This window comes from Formosa sp. S-31 (assembly GCF_051172795.1).
Taxonomy (GTDB): Bacteria; Bacteroidota; Bacteroidia; order Flavobacteriales; family Flavobacteriaceae; genus Formosa.
This window is the reverse complement of the sequence record NZ_JAENDK010000007.1, coordinates 258,646-271,241: the sequence shown is the minus strand read 5'-3', so window position 1 is coordinate 271,241 and position 12,596 is coordinate 258,646. Positions and strand designations below refer to the sequence as shown.

Genomic DNA, 12,596 nt, shown 5'->3' with positions numbered 1-12,596 from the left:
AATATTATTGTAATCAATAAATACAAAATTATTCATGTTATTAATTTTATTCTTTTTTAAAATTTTAAAAACTAATTTTATATTTAGTAAAGTCGATTTAATTAGGCTCTTGTATTTTTGAGGTAATAGATAGTAGTAAATATTTTTATGTTTACCTATAAACAAGGAGTTGTAGCCTTTTTCTCCTTTACACTCGTTAATTACAACGGCTCTGTCTCCTTGTTCTATTAACCCTTTGGCAATATATTCAACTTTAGTATTACATGCTGAAAATCTAACAGGAAAACCTTGAGTGCTATCTAAGAACACAACATTATTTTTTACGTTCATATTATTCATATCTGCTTAATTACTTTACAAGGGTTACCCGCAGCAATCACATTTGCAGGTATACTTTTAACTACAACACTATTAGCTCCAATGATGGTGTTTTCTCCAATGGTGACTCCTTTTAATACAACAGCATTTACACCAAGCCAAACATTGTTTTTTATTACAACAGGTTGTGATTCACTTACTCTAGGGTCATCTGTATGCCAGTCAGAATCAGTAATTAAGGTGTTAGCACCACATCGAACAAAATCGCCTAGAGTTATTGTTGAAAAAGCACCAATTACAGTTCCGCTAAACCCGCAATTGTCTCCAATTTTAATAATAGCTTGTTCTGATTGGGTGCTTAATATGCATTTTCTATTAATGCCGATTAAATTGGAGGTAGGTGAGGAAAGGAATTCATTTTCTGAACCAATAACAATTTCACTATTAGGCGTTCTTTTTACACAAGGTATTCCAATAAATTTATTATTACTTCCTGATTTTACACCATTTAACCATAGTGAGATACTAGTTATGGGACTAAAAATAAACAGCTTAGTTTTTCTTTTAATGATGAGGAAGATTTGCATAAGTTCTCCTCTAAAATCAGATTTAAAATATGAAAGATGTTTCTGGATTTTAATTATCATTTTAAGATGTAATTTGTTTTAGTATTTTTTTGTCGGTTAATTTTACGTTTTCTTTAGATAAACAACACCCTGTTAACACCCAAAAAGTCACACTTTCTAATGAAAATGCAGGAGTAATTCCTATAAATGATAACGCAAAATATGTAGAAAGAGCCATTGCTGTAATAATTAAAAACTTATTATTTGAATGCTTTATTGCGTAAAAAATAGCAATCCAAACTAATAGAGTTTCCAGTATAGCATAAATCAGTCCTCCACGTCTTAAATATTCTAAAAACCCGGCTTCTAGAAATTGTCGTTTACCGTCCTTTACAGTAGGATCTACAAATGATGGTAATTCTGTTTTTATAGTTCCGTTCATTCCTTTACCAAATAATAATGCTTCATTCTTACTTAAATCATTAAATACTTCCTTCCATATAAAAGTTCGAGTGTCTTTAGAAGTATTTTTATCACTTGCTAAAAATTCAAACTCTTCACTTAGGTTAAAAATAGAAAAGCCTGTAAAATGGCCAATCGAAAGAAATAAAAAGGGAATTGTTAGAAGGGTTAATGCAAAAGGTTTTGCAATTTGCTTTAAAGTGTTTAAGGAAGGAGAAAAATTATAAATACAATAAATAAAACCCATTAAAAAAGTTACAATAAATAGCGAACGGTTATCTACATAGAAAGCATTAATGATGCTTGTGATAATTAATAATAAAAACATAAGCCATCTTTTTTTTCTGTTTTCGATAAAGGGGATAAAAGCAATAAAGAAATAGCTTACAACATTTGTAATATTAGCTGTACTAGTAGAAAATAAAAACAACAAGCAAGGAATACTAATTATAAGAACCCAGTAAATCATCATATTTGTTTTTTTTAAAATATAGGGAGCCAAACTTAATAACATGAAAAAAGGTAAACAATGGTATAATGTATAACCAGAATTGCCCAAAACAGTAAAAATGGAATTATATCCACGGTTCATGATACCTAATATTATTATGATAATATTGAAAATTAGAAAAACACAAAAAAGAAGTATGCTTGGGTAATAAAAATGTTTTTTTAAAGCAAATAATCTTTTATAGGGTAAAAAAAATAAAGCAAGCATGTTTAAACTCATAAAGAAATACTTTCCTTGAGGAAATAAACTGAAGCCAAGATTAGCTATAAAAATTAAAATAAAAATTGTAATCGTTTTGTTTAAATACATATAATTTGAAGAGCAAAGACTACTTATACCAAATACCTTTTGCTTTTTTATTTAATATTTTTGAAACTTGAATAACCTGTATGATACACATCATAAGTTTTGATGTTAAAAAAGCAATCGTAATACTTATACTATTATGGAATAGTTTGTCGAAACAATAAATGCCAACTAAATAAATGACAATTTCTAGATAAGTTAGCCGGGTTGTTAATTGAATTTTACCAATTCCATTTAAAAAAACAGAAAAAGGCATAATAATTACTAAAAGTATAGCATACGCAGCCATGCAAATTTTTAGTAGGTAAGGTATTTTAATTTCACTGCCAAGCCAAAAATGAAAAATCACATTACTACAAATAAGCATTATTAAAATGCCAATACTAAAAATTATAGATATAGATTTTAATTTTTTTAATGTTCGTTTTAACCATAAATAATCCTGTTGATAGAATGCGTCTGTTACTGCAGACCATATAGGGTTGGCAATAATGGCATAGCTTACAATAAAAATTTGAAAGTATTTGTAGGTACTATTATAAATAACAACTTCTTTTGGACCGTAAAGTTGAGCAACAAAAAAATTGCTAGACATAAAGAGTAACATGGCTGAAATTTGTAAAAAGAAAAAATTAGCTCCCAAATTAAAAATACCTTTTCCTGCTTTAAGATCTACATATTTAAAAGATGGTTTTAAGTGTTGATATTCCCTGTTAAAAGCACGCTGTGATATTATTATGTAAATAAGTACTGGAACTCCACTTATAATTAATCCTACAAGTAATAAGTTACCTAATTCTTCAGTTTTAGAGATGAAAAGGATTAATAAAAAAGACAGTAAACTTGCGCAACCATCCACTATATCTTTTATCGAAGATTTCTGGTTGGCTTGATAAATAACTACAATATTTTGTGTTATTAATCTTATAATTACCATACTAAATAAAGTGCTTGTTAATAGAACTAATTCATTTTTAGTAAAAAGGGAAGTGTTTAAAAGCTGTTGCCAATTGATAAACTGATTGCAAAGTAGAAAGATAAATAACAAAGGAATAAAAATACAGAATATGTAGAAATACGTTGTACTAACATAAATTTTGCCTAATTCATCATTATTACTAGCAAAGGTTGGAGTAAGTTTATTCCTTAAACCGTTACCAAGGCCTAAATCAAATAAGCTCATCCAATTAAATATTACTGAAAGTGTTAACCAAATACCATATTTTTCTTGCCCTAAAACCTGAATTAAAAGTGGGACATAAAAAAATCCAACTAAAATATTAATGCCTTTAAAAATAAATGATTGGCCTATTTGTGTCTTTACTTTTCCAGTCCTACTTTTATCATTTAAAGATTTTGAAATAATTGCAATTGCACTTTTCATTTTATGTTCCGAAACTTAAAATTAAATAAGGTAATCTTGAGTAAATTCTTTTTTTAATTTAAATCCATTTAAGAATTTCCTGTAATCTATTCCTGAATAATTATCTACTTCTGTAATTACTAGTCCTGTGTTTTTTTTGAAATTGTTTAAGATTTGTAAGTTATTTTTTAAACTATAATTCTGGCGTAAAACAATTATTTTATAGTCTATATTTTTTTCCAAATTTTGTGAATCGGAAAACAAAGCTATCGGAGCAGTTTCAATAATAATATATTCATAGGTGTTCTTAAAGTTGCTAATAAGTTCATCCATTTGTGGTAACAAAAATAAAGCTTCAATATCTTCATTTATTAAGGTTGTGTTGTTTCCTATTGGTATGAAATCTACATTTTCGTACTTAGTTTTTACTATTAATTGAGATAAATTTTTGCCATCTCTTAAATAGTTTATAATGCCATTGTTATTTGTATACCCTAGAGTTTTAGTTAGTTCTGGTTTTCTGAAATCTAAGTCTAATAGTAAAGCTTTTTTATTAGCTTGAGCAATGGTTGTTGTTAAGTTTATGCAGCAGTAAGTTTTATTTTCCCCACTTACACAAGAGGATACTTCTATTACTTTAGGTGATTTGTACTTCAAAATTTTAAATACCTCGCTTCTTAATCTGCGAAACGCTTCAAGGGTATTTGTAGAATCATTCGGAACTAATAAATTATTTTTTTTGTTCGAAGATTTAGGGATCAGACCTATAATGGGTAAGGTTGTAAGTAATTCTATTTCTTTTAAGTTAGTAATTTTTGAGCTAATAGCTTCTTTTCCTATTAAAAATATACAAGGAATAAAAAGGGCTAAGCTTACAGGGACTATTAAAGACAGTAACTTATTGAATAAACTTGAAGATGTTGTTTGCTGGGATGCATGATCGATAATACGAATATTAGGAACCGTTGAAGCTCCTGCAATACTTACTTCAGCTTTTTTTTGTAATAAAAAATTATAAATTTTATCATTTAACTCAAATTTTCGCTCAAAACCTACCATTTGTAATTCAGTTGTTGGCATTTCAGAAATTCTACCATTTATTTGGTAAATTTGGTTGTCTATATACTGCATCTCTGTTATAGAGCTTTCTATTATATTAGTAACAAATTCTTTAATAGAATCAATATTCGCTTGTATAGTTGTGTTTAACTGTATAAGTCTTGGGTTTTGAGGCGATACAGACCTTGAAATCATGGTTTTTTCGTTATATGCATCATTTAAATCTTTAATTAATTTGTTTAGTAACGGATCGTTAATATTTGCTCCTGGTGGAGAGATAGTTTTGTTAACTTGATCTGATTTATTGATATAATTCAATATGTTAGAATAATATTTAAGTTTAATTTCTAATTCAGATTTATCTTTTTCTAGTGTGTTTAATTTTTCTAGGTATACATAGCCTTCTTTCCCTAAATCAACAATTTTATTATCTTGACGAAATGATTGTAGAGCTCCTTCTGCTATTTTTAAGGAATCTACAACCTTAGCTAGCTGAGCGTCTATAAAGTTTATAGTATTATGAGCTGTAATGTTTTGATTATTTAAATCCACTTCAATATATACATCCATTAGTTTATTAAGAAAGTCTACGTTCCTTTTGGCTATATTGCCACTAAATCCTAGATTTATAATATCAGCATCTTCATTTGCTAAACTAACTTTTAATTTTTTTTGGTAATCACTTGCAAGTTGGTTTAAATTATTTATAACAAAGTAAAAAGAACCCGAGCTAAGAGAACTATTGGAGTCTTCTTTTATAATTTTAAATGCAAATCTGTCATTAATTAACCATTCATTGAATCTTATAATAGTATCTGTTTTTATTGGGTTTTGTATGTGTATTCTACAACTTATATCATTTATCTCTCTTACAAAAATGGGTTCATTGTGAAGTTGGGTATGCTCTGGGGCTAGTTTTATTTGAAATGGAGATTCTTCGTATAATTCTTTATCGTCAAAAATTTCTTCTTTAAAGTATGAAACGTCGACGGATAAACGTTCCAATGCTTTTTTTGTTAGATGAAGTGAATTTAAAACAATAAGTTCTGTTTCAATTTTTTTAGTGTTTATGGGGGTGTTTTGTTTAAATTGTTGAAATATAGTAGCAATATCATCAGTTTGATTATTTTGATTATATAATAAGGTCGCATAAGTGTAATAATTATTTTTATTCATTAGTAAAATTGAAAGTACTAATGCCATAATAAAAAATATCAGAAACAAATTCTTATGCTTTTTTAAGACTAATAAATATTTGTTTAAGTTAATGTCTTCTTCTTTATATTTTTTGTTCATAATAATTTATGGGAATCTAAGAATGTAGGTTTGGAATAATACTATTTTACAGATAATTGAGATGAATTATTGTAAGGTAATATATAATTCGTCATGTGTACTGAGTTAAAAAGTTATCTAATTGGCTGCATGGAAAACTGTTTAATACTAGAGATTTTAGAACCAATTAAATGAAACATAAAAATCACCCCATAATAAATGTAGCGTTTCCACATGCGTTTAGGTTCATTTAATAGCCGTCCCAGCCATTCTAATCCTAGGTTTATCCATTCTTGGCTAGGTCTGTTAACCGTGCCGGCATAGAAATCGAATACAGCTCCTATAGAGCAAATAGCGCCAACGTTTAGGTCAGGTTTATTTTTACTCACCCATTTTTCCTGCTTTGGAGCAGTCATGCCTACAAAAAGAACATCAGGTTGGAAGTCATTGATGGCTTTAATCATAATTTTATTTTCCTCGTTGTTGAATTCGTCTTTGTAAGGGGGCGAATAGAAACCAACTTTAATATTGGGGTATTCTTTAGTTATTCTTTCTTGAATTTTTGATAATGTATTAGAGGACGAGCCGAAGTAATAGCAACTGCCATTCTCCTTATTGAGTTTTTTTAAAATAAACTGATGAATATCTGCCCCTGCAATTTTTTTTATTTTTTTATTCCTTAAAAATTTATAAGCTAAAGTTATTCCTATACCATCTGGTAGTAGAATGTTACTGCTATTAAGAGCCTCCTTAAATTTCATGTCTTTTTCTGCAATACAAAATGAGTATTGATTAATAGTGTTGATTACAAGCTTATCTCTAAACTTAATTTTTGATAGTTTACCATTATAAATGGAATAGCCTAAGCAGTTTACGTTTAAATCCTTTTTCATAGCAATTATTTTAGAAATTATTAAAAACTGAGGTTGGTAATAATAGGCTAAGAAAATGGAGTGGTAATTGATATAGTTATCAGTAATAGGGACCCTAATAACTAGATGATTTGATTTAAGGCTTAATTTGTGGGTGTTTTATTGTTTTATATAGGCGTTTGTGATTTAATTATTTATTTTTTTAGTATGGCTTTTAATGCCCTTTATTTGAATTGGAAAAAGGTTCAATTTAGGAGCAGTTGATATTTTTTGTCTAGATTAAGTAAAAACTAACATAGGCAATAATATCTAAGGATTTATAAATCAATTTTCTATGGTGTCAAAATTTTAAGGCGCCAGCTTCGGATACTCTAGATGATTTGGGAGGCTCATAAACGATGTCGTTGGATTGTAAGTAGAAATATGGATCGTTAAAAATTTTACTGGATGTTAAATCGATTCCTTGAAATATTTTTAGACTTTCTTTTTCTCTTATTAAATACAACTTCTTCCTTATTGCCGTGAATGGTAATATCGCCAGCCATACTAAGGGCTTCTAAAATGGATATTTTTTCACTTGGTATAGTAAAGACATCCGGGTTTTTCACTTCACCTAAAACAGATATCCTAAAATTAAGATAACGTATATCTACAATAGGATCTAAAAGTAGTTTGCGATCAATTAAGGCTTGGGTTATTTCATTTCGGAGTTCTTTTTTTGTTTTTCCTGCAGCTTTAATTTTTCCGAGTATGGGAAATCTTATTAGACCTTCTTGGTCAATAAGGTATCCTGAGGCTTGTGCCAAAACACCACTAACAGAAGTTGTGCCTGTAGCTACTTGGTTTGAGGAATTAAACATTTGAGTCGCTTCCTGATTTTTTACTGCCGCATGACGTGACAAGGGGTATTGAGATTAGAACACAGATTTTATGAATCCAGTTTATTCTAAAAAGTATTTTTAAGGCTAGTGTTGAGTTAATCATAATTATATTACTTAATATTAATGGTAGATTCGTTTTTTTGTGGCACGGCTTCGCCTCTTAAGTCACACTAAAGAAATAATTGAAAACTGATTTTTTAGGTATGGTGAAGTGGGGTTAATGTGTTGTAATACAGGTTATTTGGTGGTTTTAAATTAAGGTAATTAAATTTAAAATGGTTAAAGTTTAATTGAAAAAATGAGTTTTAACTTTCGAATTATTGTATTAATAAATTTTATTATTTTTTATTAAAAATTAATAAGAACTACTTTAGTTAAATTTTTGATAATGCATTGTTTAGCGTTGTTGTGTTAATTTTTTATCTGCATACTAGAGATTTGAGTAGCCCTTATGTCGTTATAGTTTTTTTGGGGTAGTTTATTTTTAGGGTTTTAAAATGATTCATTTTTCCCTGTTTAATGGTTTCAATTTCTTCGTCGGTGGCAAGCGCAGGTTTTCCGTCCGTGGTGAAAAAGCCTAATACATGGGGTATGCCAAAAATGACCCCCCTGTACTTTTTAGCTAGCTTTACAAAGAGATAAGATTTGTTAGGAGTTATTTCTTTATAATCTTTAAAGGTATTTACCGTCTCCTGTTTTGCTTCTATATTAGGACAAAACGTCTCGATATTCATCTGATGAAATATATCGGCTACGTGTTGTGCTTCATTTGATTTGATGTTTAATAAAAACCAGTTCATAATTAAAGTTGTTTATAGTTGATTAATAAGCTTTATCTTCTCCTTTAATGACATTATATACTGTGGAATAAATAATTCTTAAGTCAAGACCTAAAGAATATTTTTCCACATACATAATATCAAGTCTAATTCTGTTTATAATATCTCGAGGGCTGCAAATTTCACCCCGGTAACCTCGTATTTGGGCCAGACCAGTTATTCCTGGTTTTACCCAATGTCTTACGAGGTATTTGTTAACAGAAATTTCAAAATCTTCAGTATGTTTAGCCATGTGGGGCCGAGGCCCTACTACACTCATGTCTCCTTTAAAGACATTAAAAAATTGAGGCAATTCATCTATACTGGTTTTGCGTAAAAATTTTCCAATTCCTGTAATTCTTGAGTCATTTTTAGTTGCCATTTTTTTATTAGCTTCCGCATTAGATGTCATAGACCTGAACTTGTAACACCAAAATGCTTTCCGTTTATATCCATGTCTTTTTTGCTTGTAGAACAATGGGCCAGGAGAATCTAATTTTATAATGATAAATAATAGAGGGGTAAGCCAGGACAATACTCCAAGAATAATTATGGAGGAAAAGCAAATATCGAAAATTCGCTTAGCGATTCTTTCTATTTCAAAATCTAAAGGGACTGTTCTTAAATTCAATACAGGCGTATTGTCGTACTGCTGTATTTTCATGGATCTGGTGAAAACCTCCTTGTTGTCAGGTATGATTTTTAATTTAATTAAATTATTGTCAGCGAAGTTTATAAAGTTTTGTAATTCTGATTTGCTTAACACAGAAGCTGTACAATACATTTCATCGATATGTTCATCTATGATAAACTTAAAAGCATGAAGTATTGGGCCTAAATATGTGGGGCTTTTAGAGGTAGTGTTGTCAAAATATCCGCAATACCGATATCCCAGATCAGGCGTGTCAAAAACCTTACGTATACGTTTTAAATTTTTATCTCTTCCAATAACTATTACTTTAACATAATTACCTCCTTTAGATCTATAATTGCTTATAAAAGTGTAAAACAGCCATCTGTAAATTGTAAGACAAAGACAGAGAGAACCATATACGAATAATTGATATAAAACAGATTTAGGATTTGTACCTGATACACTAAACCAGGCAAAGTAGGATAATCCGTAAATGAGATATAGATGAATCAACTTTTTTATGTTGGTCATAAATCGTTCTGTTCGGGATGTAGGGTAAAAATCAAGACTGTAAGTAATAATTAGCCAAGAAAAATTATAGAAAAGAATATTGAATGGTTTTAGGTAAGTCTCTGGAGTCAATAAGAAAAACACACCATTTATTATCGTTAAGTGGATAATTAATGATATTGGCTTGATTAAATGTTGATATCCTCCAAATTTCATATAGCAAACAGACTGCAACTCTAATTGTTTTGATTAATAATCAAATTTTCGAGTTAATTAATTCTAATTTTAAAAAACATAAACGGAGTAATTCTGGTTAGTAATTACTCTGTTAGAAAAAGGGGCAGTGTGCTTTAATACAATTAGTTAAGTTTGCTAAATGCAATTGTATATTAAAGGAAAGCAAAAAATAAAGTTTAAAAATAATTTAATCTTTAAGTTGCTTGTATTATCGGTAAAATGCAGATAGTTAGTGTTTTGTATTACATTGGCGTCGAAATCGTCGAATTTCTGTAAGGTAAATAGTGTTAAATTACGAATTAGCTAAATGTTGTTTGGTAATATTAAGTAGAGCGTAATTATTGCTGGGATTTAGATGATAGTATTGTGAATGTGTTAAAAACTTTATTAGCTAAGAGTAGCTGATTTTTTAATGTTGAATTTAAACATTAAAAAAACTCCCCTGAGATTTCAGGGGAGTTTTAAAGTGGAGTCGGAGAGAATCGAACTCTCGTCCAAACAAGTTACCAAAGGGATTTCTACACGCTTATTCTTTTCTTGGGTTTTCGATTGAAACCTGGTTAAAGACAACCTAGTTGCAACTTATCTTCTTAAGTTTCAAAAATTAGTCGAAGCGCCTAACTTTCTATATTGACTTTTACGATGCCTCTAAATAGAACGCCGCCAATCAAGGCTTTCAGGAGACATTTAGCTTGTACACCTTGTGTACCTAGGCAAATCTTACTATAATTCAGATTAAGCAGCTAAAGCGTAGTTATTCTCGCCGTTTAAAAGTTCGACCTAGCCTTTTACGTGTTTCAATGTCATTACACGACGTGCTTACCGTTCAATAAATCTCGCTGTCAAAACCAGTCGACCCCATTGTAGTAAGTGTTTTTGTCTCCTTTTAAAAGGACTGAATTTCGCAAACATCAATTCTTAAAAAGAGCTAAGATGTTTGACTAAAACTTCAGACAAATTATTCTCTATAATATAAGAGAAAATTTGGAGAGCAAAGCTATTAAAAAATTTGTTTAAACTCGCATTTCCGATTAATTTAGTGCAAAAGTTATGCCATTAAACCGGCTGTCAGGTCACCTATAAAATCTGAATTATGAAATTTGCGATTATTAAAGAACGTAAAACACCTCCGGACAGACGCGTGGTGTTTTCTCCCAAAACCTTATTACAAGTACAACAGCAATTTCCTGAAGCCGATTTTATAGTAGAGAAATCTAAAATTAGAGTGTTTCCAGATGAGGTTTATAAGTTAGCCGGTTTTTCTGTGGTGAAAGATGTCTCCGATTGCGATGTGTTTGTTGGAGTAAAAGAAGTGCCTGTAGATGCTTTAGTTCCAGATAAAAGTTATTTCTTTTTTTCTCATACTATAAAAAAACAACCGTATAACAGAAATTTATTGAAAGCCATTTTGACTAAGAATATTACGTTGTACGATCATGAAACTATAGTCGATAAAAGAGGATTAAGATTAATCGGTTTCGGGCGTTACGCCGGAATTGTTGGAGCTTATAACGGATTTCGTACTTGGGGATTGAAATATAATTCCTGGGATTTACCAAAAGCCAACACTCTGGCAGATCAAAAGGCCTTGATTAAACAATTACGTGCAATTACTTTGCCTTCAATTAAAATTTTATTGACAGGAGGAGGTAAGGTGGCTTCCGGGGCTCTGGAAATGCTCGAAGCTATGAAAATAAAAAAAGTGAGTGTTTATGAATACTTGAATCTTACTTTTAAAGAGCCAGTGTATTGTAACATAGATGTTTTAGATTATAATAAACGTAAGGATGGCAAACGGGCTACTCAGTCACATTTTTTTAAAAATCCGTCAGCATATGAATCAGATTTTATGAGATTTACGAAGATGACCGATTTGTTTATTGCTGGTCATTTTTACGGGGATGGAGCGCCTTTTTTATTTACCAAAGAAGATGCCAGACAAAATGACTTTAATATAAAAGTTGTGGCTGATATAAGTTGCGATATCGATGGTCCCGTTGCTACAACTATAAAGGCATCCACAATAGAGAATCCAATTTACGGCTATGATCCAAAATTAGAAGCTGAAGTAGATTTTAAAGGCGAACGGGCTATAGCAGTAATGGCTGTAGATAATTTACCTTGCGAGCTCCCTAAAGACGCGAGTCAGGGTTTTGGAAAAATGTTTTTAAAACATGTTATTCCTGCTTTTTTTAACGGAGATGCCGATGGTATTCTAGAGCGTGCCCGCATAACTCAGTATGGAAAACTAACAGAACGGTTTGCTTACCTTCAGGATTACGTGGACGGGAAGGAATAGATTTCTATGCTACAGTGTTTTAGTTACGATATAATTTTCGAATCCCATACCTTTAAAAGATTTTTTCTGCTTTTTTATTGTTGTGTAATCCCAAGCTTCAAAAAACGGTAAGGCTGTTTTACTTACATCCGATCGTATTTCAGGGAATTCTTCAATCATAACACGAGATTCTATGGTGCGTAATAGGGCAGAAGCAATGCCTTGTCTTTGATAATCCTGATGCACAAATAATCCATCCAGATAATATCCTTTTTTCAAGTAGGCAAAGCCTACAATAAGGCTGTTTTGTTCGGCTACAATAAAATAATAGTCGTTTATCCGCTCTATCCAGGTATCTGTATCGTTGGCAGCAGAAGCCCAGACATTAATTTGTTTTTCACTGTAATCCTTAGAACAGGTATTAATTATGGTGCTTCTGAATAAGGCGGTAATTTCAGGTAAGTCTTCTTTAGTGGCTTGTCGTATTGAAATAGAAATGTTCAAAA

11 protein-coding genes and 1 other RNA gene are annotated in these 12,596 nt (G+C 30.4%); 1 reads left to right on the top strand and 11 read right to left on the bottom strand.

Annotation, left to right across the window (positions count from 1 at the left end; genetic code table 11):
- The 10 genes from I3217_RS09520 to ssrA form a co-directional block, all read right to left on the bottom strand.
- Window positions 1-339 (bottom strand): hypothetical protein (locus I3217_RS09520; protein ID WP_435049525.1); only part of this gene is annotated, 339 nt, incomplete at its 3' end.
- Window positions 336-965, bottom strand: coding sequence for an acyltransferase (locus I3217_RS09515; protein ID WP_435049524.1), 630 nt, complete (start codon window positions 963-965; stop codon window positions 336-338). The genes I3217_RS09515 and I3217_RS09520, both read right to left, overlap by 4 nt.
- A gap of 1 nt (window position 966) precedes the next feature.
- Window positions 967-2,166 carry a hypothetical protein gene (locus I3217_RS09510; protein WP_435049523.1) on the bottom strand — a complete coding sequence of 400 codons (1,200 nt, stop codon included), beginning with the start codon at window positions 2,164-2,166 and terminating at the stop codon, window positions 967-969.
- A gap of 19 nt (window positions 2,167-2,185) precedes the next feature.
- A complete protein-coding gene (locus I3217_RS09505) occupies window positions 2,186-3,547 on the bottom strand; it encodes a lipopolysaccharide biosynthesis protein (RefSeq protein ID WP_435049522.1) in 1,362 nt (453 codons plus the stop codon).
- Between the two features lie 21 nt (window positions 3,548-3,568).
- Complete coding sequence (locus tag I3217_RS09500; RefSeq protein WP_435049521.1) at window positions 3,569-5,881, bottom strand: GumC family protein; 2,313 nt, start codon at window positions 5,879-5,881, stop codon at window positions 3,569-3,571.
- A 113-nt stretch (window positions 5,882-5,994) separates the two neighbouring features.
- Window positions 5,995-6,753, bottom strand: a complete 759-nt coding sequence (locus I3217_RS09495; RefSeq protein WP_435049520.1) for a WecB/TagA/CpsF family glycosyltransferase — start codon at window positions 6,751-6,753, stop codon at window positions 5,995-5,997.
- 419 nt (window positions 6,754-7,172) lie between these two features.
- A complete protein-coding gene (locus I3217_RS09490; RefSeq protein ID WP_435049519.1) occupies window positions 7,173-7,634 on the bottom strand; it encodes a polysaccharide biosynthesis/export family protein in 462 nt (153 codons plus the stop codon).
- A 428-nt stretch (window positions 7,635-8,062) separates the two neighbouring features.
- Entirely contained in the window at window positions 8,063-8,413 is a 351-nt protein-coding gene (locus I3217_RS09485) for a transcription termination/antitermination NusG family protein (RefSeq protein WP_435049518.1), read from the bottom strand.
- Between the two features lie 22 nt (window positions 8,414-8,435).
- Window positions 8,436-9,791 carry an exopolysaccharide biosynthesis polyprenyl glycosylphosphotransferase gene (locus I3217_RS09480; RefSeq protein WP_435049549.1) on the bottom strand — a complete coding sequence of 452 codons (1,356 nt, stop codon included), beginning with the start codon at window positions 9,789-9,791 and terminating at the stop codon, window positions 8,436-8,438.
- A 485-nt stretch (window positions 9,792-10,276) separates the two neighbouring features.
- Window positions 10,277-10,672, bottom strand: a transfer-messenger RNA (tmRNA) gene (gene ssrA, locus I3217_RS09475).
- 233 nt (window positions 10,673-10,905) lie between these two features.
- Between ssrA and I3217_RS09470 the strand changes: the two genes are divergently transcribed.
- Window positions 10,906-12,111: an NAD(P)-dependent oxidoreductase gene (locus tag I3217_RS09470; RefSeq protein ID WP_435049517.1), complete on the top strand. Its 1,206-nt coding sequence runs from the start codon at window positions 10,906-10,908 to the stop codon at window positions 12,109-12,111.
- A gap of 9 nt (window positions 12,112-12,120) precedes the next feature.
- Here the strand turns inward: I3217_RS09470 and I3217_RS09465 are convergent, their stop codons facing one another.
- Entirely contained in the window at window positions 12,121-12,594 is a 474-nt protein-coding gene (locus tag I3217_RS09465) for a GNAT family N-acetyltransferase (RefSeq protein WP_435049516.1), read from the bottom strand.
- Window positions 12,595-12,596: the final 2 nt, after the last annotated feature.

What these genes read in the sequence shown, in the direction of transcription:
- I3217_RS09515 (WP_435049524.1), bottom strand. Translation starts at nt 965, where the DNA reads ATGATAATTAAAATCCAGAAACATCTTTCATATTTTAAATCTGATTTT.
- I3217_RS09510 (WP_435049523.1), bottom strand. Translation starts at nt 2,166, where the DNA reads ATGTATTTAAACAAAACGATTACAATTTTTATTTTAATTTTTATAGCT.
- I3217_RS09505 (WP_435049522.1), bottom strand. Translation starts at nt 3,547, where the DNA reads ATGAAAAGTGCAATTGCAATTATTTCAAAATCTTTAAATGATAAAAGT.
- I3217_RS09500 (WP_435049521.1), bottom strand. Translation starts at nt 5,881, where the DNA reads ATGAACAAAAAATATAAAGAAGAAGACATTAACTTAAACAAATATTTA.
- I3217_RS09495 (WP_435049520.1), bottom strand. Translation starts at nt 6,753, where the DNA reads ATGAAAAAGGATTTAAACGTAAACTGCTTAGGCTATTCCATTTATAAT.
- I3217_RS09485 (WP_435049518.1), bottom strand. Translation starts at nt 8,413, where the DNA reads ATGAACTGGTTTTTATTAAACATCAAATCAAATGAAGCACAACACGTA.
- I3217_RS09480 (WP_435049549.1), bottom strand. Translation starts at nt 9,791, where the DNA reads ATGAAATTTGGAGGATATCAACATTTAATCAAGCCAATATCATTAATT.
- I3217_RS09470 (WP_435049517.1), top strand. Translation starts at nt 10,906, where the DNA reads ATGAAATTTGCGATTATTAAAGAACGTAAAACACCTCCGGACAGACGC.